Annotated in this window: 10 protein-coding genes; 9 read left to right on the forward strand and 1 reads right to left on the reverse strand. The window is 67.8% G+C overall.

Annotated elements, in window-relative coordinates; translation table 11 throughout:
* Positions 1-24: 24 nt before the first annotated feature.
* Positions 25-3858 (reverse strand): GH92 family glycosyl hydrolase, encoded by a 3834-nt coding sequence (locus tag ADK57_RS24080; protein ID WP_078973303.1) that lies wholly within the window; start codon positions 3856-3858, stop codon positions 25-27.
* A gap of 359 nt (positions 3859-4217) precedes the next feature.
* Between ADK57_RS24080 and ngcE the strand changes: the two genes are divergently transcribed.
* The 9 genes from ngcE (at position 4218) to ADK57_RS24125 (ending at position 16454) form a co-directional block, all read left to right on the forward strand.
* A complete protein-coding gene (gene ngcE, locus ADK57_RS24085) occupies positions 4218-5672 on the forward strand; it encodes an N-acetylglucosamine/diacetylchitobiose ABC transporter substrate-binding protein (RefSeq protein WP_053751622.1) in 1455 nt (484 codons plus the stop codon).
* 16 nt (positions 5673-5688) lie between these two features.
* Positions 5689-6615, forward strand: a complete 927-nt coding sequence (locus tag ADK57_RS24090) for a carbohydrate ABC transporter permease (protein WP_053751623.1) — start codon at positions 5689-5691, stop codon at positions 6613-6615.
* 3 nt (positions 6616-6618) lie between these two features.
* Positions 6619-7539, forward strand: coding sequence for a carbohydrate ABC transporter permease (locus ADK57_RS24095; RefSeq protein ID WP_053751624.1), 921 nt, complete (start codon positions 6619-6621; stop codon positions 7537-7539).
* Between the two features lie 184 nt (positions 7540-7723).
* Positions 7724-8923, forward strand: coding sequence for an ROK family transcriptional regulator (locus ADK57_RS24100; RefSeq protein WP_053751625.1), 1200 nt, complete (start codon positions 7724-7726; stop codon positions 8921-8923).
* Positions 8924-9056: 133 nt separating this feature from the next.
* Positions 9057-10139, forward strand: coding sequence for a sugar ABC transporter substrate-binding protein (locus ADK57_RS24105; protein ID WP_053751626.1), 1083 nt, complete (start codon positions 9057-9059; stop codon positions 10137-10139).
* A gap of 265 nt (positions 10140-10404) precedes the next feature.
* Positions 10405-11196: an ATP-binding cassette domain-containing protein gene (locus ADK57_RS24110; RefSeq protein ID WP_063785996.1), complete on the forward strand. Its 792-nt coding sequence runs from the start codon at positions 10405-10407 to the stop codon at positions 11194-11196.
* Positions 11193-12512 carry a sugar ABC transporter permease gene (locus ADK57_RS24115; protein WP_053751628.1) on the forward strand — a complete coding sequence of 440 codons (1320 nt, stop codon included), beginning with the start codon at positions 11193-11195 and terminating at the stop codon, positions 12510-12512. The genes ADK57_RS24110 and ADK57_RS24115 overlap by 4 nt, the downstream gene beginning before the upstream one ends.
* Before the next feature lie 350 nt (positions 12513-12862).
* Entirely contained in the window at positions 12863-14791 is a 1929-nt protein-coding gene (gene dxs / locus ADK57_RS24120; protein ID WP_053751629.1) for a 1-deoxy-D-xylulose-5-phosphate synthase, read from the forward strand.
* A 139-nt stretch (positions 14792-14930) separates the two neighbouring features.
* Positions 14931-16454, forward strand: a complete 1524-nt coding sequence (locus tag ADK57_RS24125) for an amino acid permease (protein WP_053751630.1) — start codon at positions 14931-14933, stop codon at positions 16452-16454.
* The last annotated feature ends 58 nt before the right edge of the window (positions 16455-16512 follow it).

Consider the following 16512-nt stretch of genomic DNA (forward strand, 5'->3'; position numbering starts at 1 on the left):
AACTCGGATCCCCAACTCCACTGCTCAGGCGAGCAGTTCGACCTCAGACACCACCGCCTCGCCGTCGACGACCAGACGGTACTTCCCGTACGTACCCGGCGACCCCACCGTGAACGCACGTGTCTGCCTGTCCCACGCGAAGGACTGCGCGGAGCGTTCGTCCAGCGTCTTCCACGTGGTCCCGTCGGCCGAGCCCTGGAGCGTCCAGCCGGTCGGCGCCTTCGTGCGGTCCGCCGACGACGTCAGCGTGTACTGAACCGCCTTGACCCGCCCGGAGACCGGCAACCCCACGGCCGACGCCACGCCCGCCTCCGTCGCCGACGTGTCGTCGAACAGGGCGCCCTCGCCCTTCAGCACGTCCGCGCGCGGGGCCGGCACCTTGTCGTCCTTGGTGATCGACACGGGGGCCGCGTTCTTGCCCGTGCCCCAGGAGGAGGGCCTCGGGCCCATGTCGAAGTCCAGGACCCCGCCCTTCGCGAGCAGCGCATGGGGGAGCGAAGTGGACGTCCATGCACGGCCGTTGACCGTCAGCCCCTGCACGAACACGTTCCTCGCGCTGTTCCGCGGCGCCCGGACCACCAGATCCTCGCCGTTCTCCAGATGGACGGTCGCCTTGGTGAACAGCGGTGAGCCGACGGCGTATTCACCACTGCCCATCACCAACGGGTAGAAGCCCAGCGCGGAGAACAGGAACCAGGCCGACTGCTCGCCGTTGTCCTCGTCGCCGTGGTACCCCTGACCGATCTCGCTGCCGGTGTAGAGCCGCGACAGCACCTCGCGCACGTTCCGCTGCGCCTTCCAGGGCTGCCCGGCCGCGTCGTACATGTAGTTCACGTGGTGGGCGACCTGGTTGGAGTGCCCGTACATGCCCATCCGTACGTCCCGTGCCTCCGTCATCTCGTGGATGACCCCGCCGTAGGAGCCCACGAAGTCGGGCGAGGCGGTCTCCGGGGTGGCGAAGTACTCGTCGAGCTTCTCCGCGAGGCCGCCGCGGCCGCCGTAGAGGTTGGCGAGGCCCCGGCTGTCCTGCGGGGCGGTGAAGGCGTAGCCCCAGCCGTTGGTCTCCGTGTAGTCGTAGCCCCACACGCGGGGGTCGTACGCGGAGGACTCGACGCGCCAGTCGCCCTGTGCGTCCCGGCCCTGGAAGAAGCCGGCCTTGCCGTCGAACAGGTTCACGTAGTCCTGGGCGCGGTCGAGGAAGTACTCCGACTCCTCCTGGTAGCGCCGCTCGCCGGTCTGCCGGTACAGCGCCCGGCCCATCCGTGCGATGCCGTAGTCGTTGAGGTAGCCCTCCAGGGCCCACGACAGGCCCTCGTGGGTGTCGGTGCTCGTGTAGCCGAGGAAGGGGGAGCTCGCCATGCCCTTGCGGCCCACGCCCGAGGACGGGGGCACCACCGTCGCGTTCTTGAGGGCCGCCTCGTACGCCGCCTTCGCGTCGAAGTCGACGCCCTTGACGTAGGCGTCCGCGAAGGCCACGTCCGACGAGGTGCCGGTCATCAGGTCCGCGTACCCGGGGGAGGACCAGCGCGAGGTCCAGCCGCCGTCCTTGTACTGCTGCACGAACCCGTCGACCATCTCGCCCGCCTGACCGGGCGTCAGCAGCGAGTACGCGGGCCAGGTCGTCCGATAGGTGTCCCAGAAGCCGTTGTTGACGTACACCTTGCCGTCCACGATCTTCGCTCCGGTGTGCGTCGGAGTGTCCGGACCGGGCATCGGCGAGAACGGAGAGGCGTACCGGTACTTCGAACCGACCTTCTCGAAGCCGGAGTTGGGGTACAGATAGAGCCGGTACAGGCTGGAGTACAGCGTGGTCAGCCGGTCCGGCGTGGCGCCTTCCACCTCCACCTTGCCGAGGATCCGGTCCCACTGCCGCTGGGCGCGCGAGGTGACCGTGTCGAAGGATGTGCCGTCCGGGATCTCCTGGCGCAGATTGTCCTTCGCCTGGTCGAGGCCGATCAACGACGTGGCCAGCCGCAGGGTGACCGTCCGGTCGGCACCGGCGTCGAAGCGCACGTATCCCTTGACCCCGCCGGAGTCGCCCTCGGTCACGGGCTTGTCGAACACCCCGTACACGAAGAGCCGGGTGGCGCCGGTCGACAGCCCGGACTTCACGTCCGAGTAGCCGGTGATGACACCCGCGTCCTTGTCGAGCGTGAGCCCCGCCTGGTCGGTCACGTTGTCGAACAGCACGCTCGCGTCGTCGCCGGGGTAGGTGAAGCGGAGCGCCGCCGCGTGGTCCGTCGGGGCCATCTCCGCCTTCAGGCCGTTCTCGAAGCGCACCCCGTAGTAGTACGGCCGTGCGGTCTCGTTCTCGTGCCGGAAGGCCAGCTCGCGGGCCTCGCGGCCGGTGTCCGGGGTGCCGGAGGCGGCGGACGGCATCACCTGGAAGGTCTGCCGGTCACCCATCCAGGGACTGGGCTCGTGACTCGCGCTGAAGGCCTGGACCGTCGGCAGGTTGTCCGCGTTGTTGGCCCGTGCGTAGTCGTACAGCCAGCTGAGCGAGGACGCGTTGGTCACCGGCGTCCAGAAGTTGAAGCCATGCGGGACGGCCGTCGCAGGGAAGTTGTTGCCCCGCGAGAAACCGCCGCTGGAATTGGTTCCGCGGGTGGTGAGCGCGTAGTCGGAGAGGTGGGCCTTCGGCTTCTCGGGCGCGACCCGCTCGATCGTCACGTCGTCCAGCCAGCCCCGGAACTTCGCCGGCCCCTCGGGGGAGTCGTACGCCACCAGGATCCGGTCGACCGTCCTCCCGGCCGCGACCGACCCGATCCGCGCGACCACGTTGTTCCACTGGTTGACGTAGAGCGCCTCGGCGGCGCCCTGCGCCCGCGGCGACAGCCCGAACCCGTGCTGGTCGGTCGCGTTGAGCTCGCTCAGGTGGGTGCCGTCGGTGAAGGCCAGGTCGACGGAGACGTTCGTGGCGTCGTAGTCCCGGTCGCCGTCCGCCATCGAGGGGAAGATCCGGTACGACAGGCGCGTGTCCCGGCCGACCGCCACGTCCACGTCGAAGACCTTGTTGTACGAGTACGCCCGCCCCTCGGCCGTGTGCCGGCCCGCGTACCGCAGCGCCCGCTTGCCGCTGAAGCCCGCGCCCGCCTTCGCGGTGGGCGAGCCGCTCGGGCCGCGGTCGACCAGCGAGAGCATGTCCTCGGGGACCGGGCCGTCGGCGCCGCCCGTGGAGAACTGGACGTCGGCGAGCTGCAGCACGCCCGAGGCGCCGTTGTTCGCGGTGATGTCCAACCGGAAGTGCCGGTACTCGGCGACCGGCTGAGCGATGTCGTACGCCCTCGTCTGCAGCCGCTCGGCGAAGGACTCGCCGGAGCGGGTGTCGAGGGTCTTCCAGTCCTTGCCGTCGGTGGAACCCTGGAGCGTCCAGTCCTTCGGATCGCGCTCGGCGACGTCGTTCGCGGACGTGAGCGCGTACGTCACCACCTTCACCGGCTTGTCCAGGTCGAACTCGGCCCAGCCGGTCGTCTCGAAGGCCAGCCATTTGGTGCCCGGCTCGCCGTCGACGAGGTTCTCCTTGACCTCGCCGCCGCCCGTGTTCTCGGCGCTCGCCCGTACGTCCGTGACGTGGTCGGTGACATTGCCGGGAATGCCGGTGCTGTAGCCGCCGTCGACGCCCGAGGCCCGCTTGCCGCCGTCCGGCGCGGTGTCGACGGTGTTGAGCCAGTCGGGTGCCGGGTCGCCCGCCTCGAAGGAGGAGGCGAACGACCGGTCGGCCGCGGCGGGTGCGGCCGGCAGGGCGACCGCCGAGCCCCGCGAGCCCACCGCCATGACGAAGGCTGCCGCCACGACCACGACCGCCGAACCCCGCCCGCCCGCCGAACCTCGTCTGTGCCGAACCCTGTGCTGCCGCATACGCGAGCACTCTCCCTGCGCGTGGTGTGGACAACGTTGTCAACTTCTGTGCGCAAGGATCAGTTGTGGCTCAAGTGGACAGTGATGTCAAGGACGTTGGCTGTGGCATACGGGCTCTATGTCAGGGATTTTTCCGGCAAGAGGCACACAGGCCACTCATATTTCCGGGAGGTCTCAACTCGGAAACTCCCTCGGCCAACCTTGCATTCGATCTTGCTCCATTGACGTGAAGTGGACTATACCTGTCGGCGATTCACCGATCCGCACGTCATGATCCGCACGACCCTGCTTGACCTGACCGCGGTGCCGGGGAGGATCCGGTTCACCGCCTGAGTCCTGGAGAAGGCGAGGACTTGAGCATGGGATCCACTTCCGCCGAGAACAACGGCACCGGTGGCGTAGGCCGCCGCGATCTGATCAAGCGGGCCGCCGCGCTGGGCCTGATCTCCGTCCCCACGATGAGCTTCCTTTCCGCGTGCGCCAGCAGTGGCGGTGACGACAACGGGGACAAGGCCAAGGCCGGCAAGAAGACCGCCAAGAACCCGCTGGGCGTGAACGAGACCGCGGGGATGGAATTCGTCCTGTTCGACGGCGGCTTCGGCAAGGAGTACGCCGAGGACGCCGTGAAGATCTACGAGAAGAACTTCCCCAAGGCCAAGGTGAAGTTCTCCGCCACCCAGAAGATCCAGTCCACGCTCCAGCCCCGCTTCAACCAGGGCACCCCGCCGGACCTCATCGACAACTCCGGCGCCGAGCAGATGGACATGGGTGTCCTGGCCGGCAAGAACCAGCTCGCCGACCTCACCGCGCTCCTCGACGCCCCGTCCTACGACGACCCCGACAAGAAGGTCCGCGACACGCTGCGCCCCGGCATCGTGGAGATGGGCCAGCTCGACGGCGACCCGGTCTGGATCATGTACTACGCCTACACGGTGTACGGCGTCTGGTACTCGCAGAAGGCCCTGGACTCCCTCGACGCCACTTATCCCGAGACCTGGGACGAGATGCTCGCGGTCTGCGCGAAGGCCAAGAAGAAGGGCATCGCGGGCTGGACGTACGCGGGCAAGTACCCGTACTACCTCCCCTTCTCGCTCTACCCGATGATCGGCAAGGTGGGCGGCGTCGAGGTCCTCGACGCGATCGACAACCTGGAGCCGAACGCCTGGAAGCACCCGGCGGTCAAGGCGTGTTTCGACGCCTACTACGAGCTCTACCAGAAGGGCTACATCCTCAAGGGCACGCCCGGTCTGGACCACATCCAGTCGCAGACCGCGTGGGCCAAGGGCAAGGCGCTGTTCATCCCGAACGGCTCCTGGGTGGAGAACGAGTCGGCCAACGTCATCCCGGCCGACTTCAACCTCGCCGTCTCCGCGCCCACCGGCATCGACTCCTCCGACAAGATGCCCTTCGGCACCATCTGGGCCTCCGGCGGTGAGCCGTTCATCGTCCCGGCCAAGGCGAAGAACGGCGCGGGCGGCATGGAGCAGTTGCGCATCATGCTCAGCGAGGCGTCCTCGAAGAACTTCACCAGCAAGGTCAAGTCGCTGACCGCGTACAACGGCGGCACCGACGGCATCACCCTCACCCCCGGTCTCAAGTCCGGTGTCGCGGCGCTGGAAAAGGCCGGCGACAACGTGGTGAATCCGCGGCTGCAGGACTGGTACGTGCAGTTGCAGAAGGAGAAGATCGGGGTGTCCGGCCTCGGCGAGATGATGGCCGGCCGGCTTACTCCCGCCGAGGCCATCAAGAAGATCCAGGACTACGCGGACGAGACCGCCAAGGACAGCTCGATCAAGCACTACAAGCACCAGTAGACGGACCGGAGAAGCGATGCAGCACGGCAAGTACCGGTTCATCGTGGGGTTTTTGGCGCTGCCCCTCGGACTGTACGCGCTATTCGTGATCTGGCCGTTCATCCAGTCCATCTACTACTCGTTCACGGACTGGACCGGCCTGAGCCCTGAATTCAAGATGGTCGGCCTGGACAATTACCGGAGGATGCTGGACGACGAGATCTTCTGGAAGTCCTTGCAGCACAGCTTGATGTTCGCGGTCGTGCTGCCGCTGGTGACCATCAGTCTGGCGCTGTTCTTCGCCTTCATGATCAATGTCGGCGGACGGCGAAGGAAGGGCGGCCCGGTGATCTCCGGCGTCCGGGGCTCTTCCTTCTACAAGATCGTCTACTTCTTCCCGCAGGTGCTCTCGATCGCCATCGTGGCCCTGCTGTTCGCCTTCGCGTACAACCCGGACAGCGGCGCCATCAACTCGCTGTTGCGCGGGATCGGGCTCGACAGCGTCCAGCCCCTGTGGCTGGGCGACCCGAGTCTGGCCCTGTGGTGCGTGATGGCCGTGCTGGTGTGGTCCACGGTCGGCTTCTTCGTGGTCCTCTTCTCCGCCGGGATGGCCTCCATCCCGGCGGACCTGTACGAGGCGGCGCTGCTCGACGGGGCGGGCCGGGCCACCACCTTCTTCCGGATCACCCTGCCGCTGTTGTGGGACACCGTGCAGTCCGGCTGGGTCTACATGGGCATCCTCGCCCTGGGTGCCGAGGCGTTCGCGGTCGTACAGATCATGACGACCGGGCCGGGCGGTCCCGACTACTCGACCACCGTCATGGTCCTGTACGTGTACCAGAAGGCGTTCCGCGACGGGCAGGCCGCCTATGCCACCACCATCGGCGTCGCCCTCCTCGTCGTCACGCTGGCCTTCGCCGCCCTCGTGATGCGGCTGGGCCGGCGCGAGCGGCTGGAGTACTGATCAATGAAGACGACCGAGACCCCCGCCCCCGTACCGGCCGAGTCCGGTGTGCCCGTCGCCAAGGTCGACGTCCCGGCCGGCCCGCCCCGGAAGGAGAGGGAGGGCACCACCCTCAACGTCTTCTCGCACGGGATCCTGGTCATCTGGGCGATCCTGGTCGTAATGCCGCTGCTGTGGGCGGTGATGACGTCCTTCAAGAGCGACAGCGCCATTTTCGGCTCGCCCTGGTCGCTGCCGGACAAGCTGCACTTCGACAACTGGTCGCGGGCCTGGACCGAGGCCAACATGAGCGACTACTTCCTCAACACCATCCTGGTGGTGGGGGGTTCGCTCATCGGCACCCTGGTGCTCGGCTCCATGGCGGCCTATGTGCTGGCCCGCTTCGACTTCCCGGGCAACCGGTTCATCTACTTCTTGTTCATCGGAGGCATGAGCTTCCCGATCATGCTCGCGCTGGTCCCGCTGTTCTACGTCGTGAACAACATGGGCCTGCTGAACACGATCCACGGGCTGATCCTGGTCTACATCGCCTACTCGCTGCCCTTCACGGTGTTCTTCCTCACCGCGTTCTTCCGCACCCTGCCGAGCTCGGTGGCGGAGGCGGCCTTCGTGGACGGGGCCTCGCACTCCCGGACCTTCTTCCAGATCATGCTGCCGATGGCCAAGCCCGGCCTGATCAGTGTGGGGATCTTCAACTTCCTCGGGCAGTGGAACCAGTACATGCTGCCCACGGTGCTGAACACCGACCCGGACAAGCGCGTCCTGACCCAGGGCCTGGTGCAGCTGGCCGTCAGCCAGGGGTACAAGGGCGACTGGTCGGGACTGTTCGCGGGCCTGGTGATGGCCATGCTGCCGGTGCTCGCGGCGTACATCGTCTTCCAGCGTCAGGTGGTGCAGGGACTGACCGCAGGGGCGCTGAAGTAGCGGCCCCTTTGCCCGTACGGCCACCGCTTCCGGATCTTCCGGAAGCGGTGGCCGTGTTTGTGTACATGAACGCGGATGCGGGTCAACCTCTTGACGGGAGGCGACCCGAACGGCTCAGCTTAGAGTTCACTAGTTGGACATAGACGGGGCCTCATCGAAGCGGTCCCGCGCGCAGGAGGTCGTCGTGGAGACTCCGGGGTCGCAGTCATCGCTGCACCGAGCCAACCTGGAGCGGGTCGTACGGGCCGTACGGCTGGCCGGGTCGCTCACGCAGGCGGAGATCGCGCGGACGACGGGCCTGTCCGCCGCGACCGTCTCCAACATCGTGCGCGAACTCAAGGAAGGCGGAACGGTCGAGGTCACGCCCACCTCGGCGGGTGGCCGGCGAGCCCGCAGCGTCTCCCTCAGCGGGGACGCCGGCATCGTCATCGGCGTCGACTTCGGGCACACGCATCTGCGCGTCGCGGTCGGGAACCTCGCCCACCAGGTACTGGCCGAGGAAGCCGAGCCGCTCGACGTGGACGCCTCCTCGACACAGGGCTTCGACCGGGCGGAGCAACTGGTCAATCGCCTGATTGCAGCAACGGGCGTCGACCGTTCCAAGATCGCCGGTGTGGGTCTCGGTGTCCCGGGTCCCATCGACCTCGAGTCCGGCACGCTCGGCTCCTCCGCCATCCTGCCGGGCTGGATCGGCACCAAGCCCGCCGAGGAGCTGCGCGGCCGCCTGGGCGTGCCCGTGCACGTGGACAACGACGCCAACCTCGGCGCCCTCGGCGAGCTGGTGTGGGGCAGCGGCCGGGGGGTGCGCGACCTGGCGTACATCAAGGTCGCCAGCGGTGTCGGCGCCGGTCTGGTGATCAACGGGAGGATCTACCGCGGCCCTGGTGGTACTGCGGGAGAAATCGGACATATTACTCTTGATGAATCCGGCCCCGTCTGCCGTTGCGGAAACCGGGGCTGCCTGGAGACCTTCGCGGCCGCGCGCTATGTGCTGCCGCTCCTCCAGTCCAGCCACGGGACCGACCTGACGATGGAAGGCGTCGTACGGCTGGCGCGGGACGGAGACCCGGGCTGTCGTCGGGTGATCGCCGACGTCGGCCGACATATCGGCAGTGGAGTCGCCAATCTCTGCAATCTGCTGAACCCGAGCCGAGTGGTCCTGGGCGGTGATCTCGCCGAGGCCGGTGAGCTGGTGCTCGGGCCGATCAGGGAGTCCGTCGGCCGCTATGCGATCCCCAGTGCGGCGCGCCAACTGTCCGTGCTTCCAGGGGCACTTGGAGGTCGTGCGGAGGTGCTCGGAGCACTCGCTCTCGCGCTCAGCGAGATGGGTGATTCGACCCTTTTGGACAGCACGCTGCATGCAGCCACTCCTGCCTTCACTTAGAGAACGCAGGACGCCGTTGCCATCTCGTTAAGTATTTACTTCTTGACGTCGCACGCGTGGCCGAGTTGACTTCCAGCCACCTCGGCCGCAACGTCGCGGCCTCGTCAGGGAGGTTCCAAAAGTGAACACGCGTATGCGTCGTACCGCCGTAGCCGTTGCGATCGGGGCGCTCGCCGTTTCGGTCGCCGCCTGTGGCAAGGCCGGTGACGACGACTCGGACAGCGGCACCAGCTCGGGCGGCAAGTCGATCGGCCTGCTTCTTCCCGACAACGTCACCGCTCGTTACGAGAAGTTCGACAAGCCGTACTTCGAGGATAAGGTCGCCGAGCTCTGCTCCGACTGCAAGGTCGAGTACGCGAACGCCGCGGCCGACTCCGCCAAGCAGGCGCAGCAGGTCAGCAGCATGATCACCAAGGGCGTCAAGGTCATCGTGATCAGCGCCCAGGACTCCGCCGCGATCAAGTCCTCGATCCAGAAGGCCGTCGACAAGGGCGTCAAGGTCATCGCGTACGACCGTCTGGCCCAGGGCCCGGTCTCCGCGTACGTCTCCTTCGACAACGTCAAGGTCGGCGAGCTCCAGGGCCAGGCCCTGATCGACGCCCTCGGCTCCAAGGCGACCACCAAGTCCAAGGTCGTCATGATCAACGGTGACGACGCCGACCCGAACGCCGCGCAGTTCAAGGAAGGCGCCCACAAGGCCCTCGACGGCAAGGTGGACATTGCCTACGAGCAGTCGGGTCTGTGGAAGGACACGGTCGCCGCGCAGAAGATGTCGGCCGCCATCACCCAGCTCGGCGCCAAGAACATCGCGGGCGTCTACGCCGCCAACGACGGCATGGCCGGTGGTATCGCGACCGCCCTCAAGGGCGCCGGCATCAGCGGCATCCCGCTGACCGGTCAGGACGCGGAGCTCGCCGGTATCCAGCGCATCGTCGCCGGCACCCAGTCCAGCACCGTCTACAAGGCCTTCAAGCCGGAGGCCGAGGCGGCCGCTCAGCTCGCGGTCAACCTGCTCGACGGCAAGAGCATCGACGACCTGGCCACCGAGACGCTGACCAGCGGCTCCGGCGACAAGGTGCCCTCGCAGCTGCTGACCCCGGTCTCGGTCACCGTCGACAACATCAACGACACGGTGGTCAAGGACAAGCTCTACACCGTCGCCGACATCTGCACCGCGGACTACGCCGCCAAGTGCAAGGCAGCCGGTCTGGAGTAGTAGCCGCACAGCGGCATGCAGAGCCTGTCCGGCGCCCGCCCCACCTTCACACCCCGCTGCGGGGCGGGCGCCGGACGGAAGCATGACGCAGGCGAGCCGCTGCCGCGGCGGGCGCGAAAACCGACTCGCACCGCCCCGATACCGCTCAGCCGTTGCCAAGTGGCATCGGCCGCGCGCATGTTCATCTTGTTGACCAGTGCCTCGAGCACAACCCTCCGCGCCTTTCGACAAGCGCGGCATCCCCGCCGGTCAGGCGGCGAAGGAGATGGTTCACGTGTCCGCTACGCCCGTGTTGGCGTTGCGCGGAGTCTCCAAGCGATTCGGTGCGGTGCAGGCCCTCACCGACGTCGAACTGGAGGTCCACGCCGGAGAAGTAGTCGCCCTGGTCGGCGACAACGGCGCAGGAAAGTCCACCTTGGTCAAGACGATCGCCGGTGTGCACCCCATCGATGAGGGCGTCATCGAGTGGGACGGCAAGCCGGTCAGCATCAACAAGCCGCACGACGCCCAGGGACTCGGCGTCGCGACCGTCTACCAGGACCTCGCCCTGTGCGACAACCTCGACGTCGTAGGCAACCTCTACCTCGGCCGTGAGCTGCTGCACCGCGGTGTCATCGACGAGGTCACGATGGAGAAGAACGCTCGCGAGCTGCTGAGCACCCTCTCCATCCGCATCCCGAGCGTGCGCATCCCGATCGCCAGCCTCTCCGGCGGTCAGCGTCAGGTCGTCGCGATCGCCCGCGCGCTGATCGGCGACCCGAAGATCGTCATCCTCGACGAGCCCACCGCCGCCCTGGGCGTCGAGCAGACCGCGCAGGTCCTCGACCTGGTCGAGCGACTGCGCGAGCGCAACCTCGGCGTCATCCTCATCAGCCACAACATGGCCGACGTGAAGGCGGTCGCGGACACCGTCGCCGTGCTGCGCCTGGGCAAGAACAACGGTGCCTTCCCGGTGAAGGACACCACCCACGAAGAGATCATCGCCGCGATCACCGGTGCCACGGACAACGCCGTGACCCGTCGTGCCGGGCGTCGCACCACGGAGGCGGCAAAGTGAGTGACACGTCCAAGACCGTGAAGAAGGATCCGGAGCGGGCCTCCCAGGTCACCGTCGCCCCGGCCGACGACCCCACAGCCGCGCCGGTCACCGTCGTCGACCCGCGCCTGCTGATCCGCGAAGAAGGCCTCAAGGGCTACCTGACCGAGTTCAAGCGGAAGATGAAGGGCGGCGAGCTCGGCTCCCTGCCCGTCGTCATCGGCCTGATCGTCATCTGGACGATCTTCCAGCTGCAGAACGACCGGTTCCTCAGCGCCGACAACCTGTCCAACATCAGCTACTACCTCTCGGCCACCGGCATGCTCGCCATCGGCCTGGTGTTCGTGCTGCTGCTGGGTGAGATCGACCTGTCCGTCGGCTCCGTCAGCGGCCTGGCGTCCACGCTGTTCGCCGTGTTCGTGGTCGACCACGGGGTGGGCTCCTGGCTGGCCCTGGTGCTGACCGTGATCACCGGTGTCGGCATCGGCGCCCTGCACGGCTGGTTCTTCGCCAGGATCGGCGTACCGGCCTTCGTGGTGACCCTGGCGGGCTTCCTCGGCTGGAACGGCCTGATGCTGTGGCTGCTCGGTGAGAGCGGCACCATCAACATCCCGGACGAGGGCCCGGTGCACCTCTTCGGCCAGAGCTCGTTCTTCATGGACCAGGCCGTCATCGGTGCCTACCTGCTGGCCGGCCTCGGTGTCGCCTCCATGCTCTACGGCTCGCTCATGGACCAGCGCCGCCGTCGTTCCGCCGGTGTGCCCTTCCGGCCCACCAGCGAGATCGCGCTGCGGGTCGGTGCCCTCGCGGTGGCCGCGTTCGCCGCCGCGTACGTCCTGAACCAGGCCGCCGGTGTCTCCAACGCGCTGGTCATCTTCCTCGCGTCGCTGGTGATCGTGGACTTCGTGCTGCGGCGTACGCCGTACGGCCGCAAGGTGTTCGCGGTCGGTGGCGGTATCGAGGCCGCCCGCCGTGCCGGTATCAACGTGTCGATGGTCCGGATCACCGTCTTCGCCATCGCCGGTGGCTTCGCGGCGGTCGGCGGCATGTTCTTCGCCGGCCAGACGCAGAGCGCGACGCTGAACGCCGGTGGCGGCAACACGCTGATGCTGGCCATCGCGGCGGCGGTCATCGGCGGTACCAGCCTCTTCGGCGGGCGAGGCACTGTCTGGTCCGCGCTGCTGGGCATGCTGGTCATCCAGTCGATCCAGACGGGTCTGGACCTGCTGAACATGAACACGTCGATCCAGTACATGATCACGGGTGCGGTGCTGCTGGGTGCGGTCGTCATCGACTCCGTGTCCCGGCGGAGCCAGAAGGCCGCGGGTCGCGCATAGCAAGGCCGCGGGTCGCGCATGGCGCGGCGGCGCCGTAGGGGCGTGGTTCGGATCGCGGGTGCCGGTCCCGCGGGTCCGGTCGCGCCCGCGGCGGCGCCGCACATGTCACAGCCCCGCGCCCCTGAGGGTGCTGCGGTTCCGCCCCGTTGAAAGAAAGACCCTGAAAGAAAAACACTGTGCCCGGCACCAATGGCGGTGCCGGGCACAGTCATGTCGTAGGAACGCCACATCTTGGGTACAGCCGATCGCGTGACGTATGACGCACCGCCCGGGCGCGGGTCCCCAAGCCGGAACATTAGACTCGACAAGCCCGGCAACAGCTCGATCAGCTCTACTGCAAGGAGGCACGGGTGCCGCTGCTGACCCGCATCAGGGGACCGCGCGATCTGGACCGGCTCAGCCTGGAGCAGCTGGACCAGCTGGCCGAGGAGATCCGGAACTTCCTCGTCGACGCCGTCTCCAAGACCGGCGGCCACCTCGGCCCCAACCTCGGTGTGGTCGAGCTCACCATCGCCCTGCACCGGGTGTTCGACTCGCCGAAGGACAAGGTGCTCTGGGACACCGGCCACCAGTCCTACGTGCACAAGCTGCTCACCGGCCGTCAGGACTTCTCGAAGCTGAAGATGAAGGGCGGCCTCTCGGGCTACCCCTCACAGGCCGAGTCCGAGCACGACGTCATCGAGAACAGCCACGCCTCGACGGTCCTCGGCTGGGCCGACGGCATCGCCAAGTCCCACCAGATCCTCAAACGCGACGACCACGTGGTCGCCGTGATCGGTGACGGTGCCCTGACCGGCGGTATGGCCTGGGAGGCGCTCAACAACATCGCGGCCGCCAAGGACCGCCCGCTGGTCATCGTCGTCAACGACAACGAGCGGTCGTACGCGCCGACCATCGGCGGCCTCGCCGACCACCTCGCCACCCTGCGGACCACCGACGGCTACGAGCGGTTCCTCGCCCGCACCAAGGAGGTGCTGGAGCGGACGCCCGTCGTCGGCAGGCCGCTGTACGAGACCCTCCACGGGGCCAAGAAGGGCCTCAAGGACTTCATTGCGCCCCAGGGCATGTTCGAGGACCTCGGCCTGAAGTACGTCGGTCCCATCGACGGCCACGACATCGAGGCCCTGGAGTCCGCGCTGGCGCGTGCCAAGCGCTTCGGCGGGCCGGTCATCGTGCACTGCCTCACCGAGAAGGGCCGCGGCTACCAGCCCGCCCTCCAGGACGAGGCCGACCGCTTCCACGCCGTCGGCAAGATCCACCCCGACACGGGCCTGCCGATCTCCAGCTCCGGTGCCGACTGGACCTCCGTGTTCGGCGAGGAGATGGTGAAGCTCGGCAAGGAGCGCGAGGACATCGTCGCCATCACGGCCGCCATGCTGCAGCCGGTCGGCCTCGACAAGTTCGCCAAGGCCTTCCCGGAGCGGGTCTACGACGTCGGCATCGCCGAGCAGCACGCCGCCGTCTCCGCGGCGGGCCTCGCCACGGGCGGTGTGCATCCGGTGTTCGCGGTGTACGCCACCTTCCTCAACCGTGCCTTCGACCAGGTCCTCATGGACGTCGCCCTCCACAAGTGCGGTGTGACGTTCGTCCTGGACCGGGCCGGCGTCACCGGCACCGACGGCGCCTCCCACAACGGCATGTGGGACATGTCGATCCTCCAGGTCGTCCCCGGCCTCAGGCTCGCCGCGCCGCGGGACGCCGACCAGGTCCGCGCCCAGCTGCGCGAGGCGGTCGAGGTCGACGACGCGCCGACCGTCGTCCGCTTCTCGAAGGGCGCCGTCGGCCCCGCCGTACCCGCCGTGGGCCGTGTCGGCGGTATGGACGTGCTGCGCGAGCCCGGCACCGACACCCCGGACGTGCTCCTCGTCTCCGTGGGCGCCCTCGCGCCGATGTGCCTGGAGATCGCGAACCTCCTCGACAAGCAGGGCATCTCCACGACCGTCGTCGACCCCCGCTGGGTCAAGCCCGTCGACGAGGCCATGGCCCCGCTCGCCGAGCGGCACCGCGTGGTCGTCACCGTCGAGGACAACTCCCGCGTCGGCGGCGTCGGGTCGACGATCGCGCAGGCCCTGCGCGACGCCGGCGTCGACGTCCCGCTGCGCGACTTCGGCATCCCGCCGCGCTTCCTCGACCACGCCTCCCGCGCCGAGGTGATGGCGGAGATCGGCCTCACCGCCCCCGACATCGCCCGCCAGGTCACCGGCCTGGTCTCCAAGCTGGACGGCAAGTACGGCAGTACGGCGGCCGAGGTCGACTCGGTGGAGCCCGCCCGCGACTGAGCACCCCCGAATGGGCCGGTGGTACCACTCTTCACAGTGGTACCACCGGCCCATTCGCGTGAATCCGCCCGCGTCGGGGCATACGCACTACGCCCCCTCTCGATCATGTCGAGGACGACAAAGCGTGGGAGGTACGCCCGTGAGCAGCACCCTCTTCCGGACGAAGAAGGTCGAGCAGTCCATCCTCGATACCGAGGAGCCAGAGCACGCGCTCAAGAAATCCTTGTCCGCGCTGGATCTGACCGTCTTCGGCGTCGGCGTCATCATCGGCACCGGCATCTTCGTCCTGACCGGCACCGTCGCCAAGAACAACGCCGGTCCCGCCGTCGCCCTGGCCTTCGTGGTGGCCGGGGTCGTCTGCGCGCTCGCCGCGCTCTGCTATGCCGAGTTCGCCTCGACGGTCCCGGTGGCCGGCTCGGCGTACACCTTCTCGTACGCCTCACTCGGTGAACTGCCCGCCTGGATCATCGGCTGGGACCTCGTCCTGGAGTTCGCGCTCGGCACTGCGGTGGTCGCCGTCGGCTGGTCCGGCTACATCGCCTCGCTGCTGGACAACGCCGGCTGGCACCTGCCGGAGGCGCTCGGCGTCAGAGACGGCGCCGAAGGCTTCGGCTTCGACATCCTCGCCGCCGCGCTCGTCCTGGTCCTCACCGGCATCCTCGTGCTCGGCACGAAGCTCTCCGCGCGCGTCACCTCGCTCGTCGTCGCCATCAAGGTGACGGTCGTGCTGACCGTGATCATCGCGGGCGCCTTCTTCATCAAGGGCGACAACTACGACCCGTTCGTCCCGAAGGCGCAGGAGGTGCCTGCGGGCGACAGTCTCCAGTCCCCGCTCATCCAGCTGATGTTCGGCTGGGCGCCGTCCAACTTCGGCGTGATGGGCATCTTCACCGCCGCCTCGGTCGTCTTCTTCGCCTTCATCGGTTTCGACGTCGTGGCCACGGCCGCGGAGGAGACCAAGAACCCGCAGCGGGACATGCCCCGTGGCATCCTCGGCTCACTCGTCATCTGCACCACGCTGTACGTCCTGGTGTCGATCGTGGTGACTGGCATGCAGCACTACACCAGGTTGTCCGTGACCGCCCCGCTCGCCGACGCCTTCAAGGCCACCGGACATCCCTGGTACGCGGGCTTCATCAGCTTCGGCGCCGCCGTCGGCCTCACGACCGTCTGCATGATCCTGCTGCTGGGCCAGACCCGCGTCTTCTTCGCCATGAGCCGCGACGGGCTGCTGCCCCGCTTCTTCTCGCAGGTCCACCCGCGGTTCAAGACCCCGCACCGGCCGACCATCCTGCTGGGCGTGCTCATCGCGATCCTGGCCGGCTTCACCCCCCTCAGCGAACTCGCCGAGCTGGTGAACATCGGCACGCTGTTCGCCTTCGTGGTCGTCGCGATCGGCGTGATCATCCTCCGTAAGTCCCGCCCCGACCTGCACCGGTCCTTCCGCACCCCGTGGGTGCCGTTCATCCCGATCCTGTCGGTGCTCGCCTCGCTGTGGCTGATGCTCAACCTGCCCGCCGAGACCTGGCTGCGGTTCGCCATCTGGATGGTGATCGGCTTCGTCGTGTACTTCCTCTACGGCCGCTCCCACAGCCGTCTCGGACTGCGGGAGCAGACCGCGGCCGGCCGCGCCGCGAAGCCGCCGAACGGCAACGAGGGGTAACCCTCCGGCTCGACCCGTCGAACGCCCGGGCCTTCGGAGCCAGGCCCGGGCGTGGCCG

Origin of the sequence: Streptomyces sp. MMG1533, assembly GCF_001279775.1 — a bacterium.
Classification (GTDB): Bacteria; Actinomycetota; Actinomycetes; order Streptomycetales; family Streptomycetaceae; genus Streptomyces.

What these genes read in the sequence shown, in the direction of transcription:
- ADK57_RS24105 (WP_053751626.1), top strand. Translation starts at nt 9,057, where the DNA reads ATGCGTCGTACCGCCGTAGCCGTTGCGATCGGGGCGCTCGCCGTTTCG.
- ADK57_RS24110 (WP_063785996.1), top strand. Translation starts at nt 10,405, where the DNA reads ATGGTTCACGTGTCCGCTACGCCCGTGTTGGCGTTGCGCGGAGTCTCC.
- ADK57_RS24090 (WP_053751623.1), top strand. Translation starts at nt 5,689, where the DNA reads ATGCAGCACGGCAAGTACCGGTTCATCGTGGGGTTTTTGGCGCTGCCC.
- ngcE (WP_053751622.1), top strand. Translation starts at nt 4,218, where the DNA reads ATGGGATCCACTTCCGCCGAGAACAACGGCACCGGTGGCGTAGGCCGC.
- ADK57_RS24095 (WP_053751624.1), top strand. Translation starts at nt 6,619, where the DNA reads ATGAAGACGACCGAGACCCCCGCCCCCGTACCGGCCGAGTCCGGTGTG.
- ADK57_RS24080 (WP_078973303.1), bottom strand. Translation starts at nt 3,858, where the DNA reads ATGCGGCAGCACAGGGTTCGGCACAGACGAGGTTCGGCGGGCGGGCGG.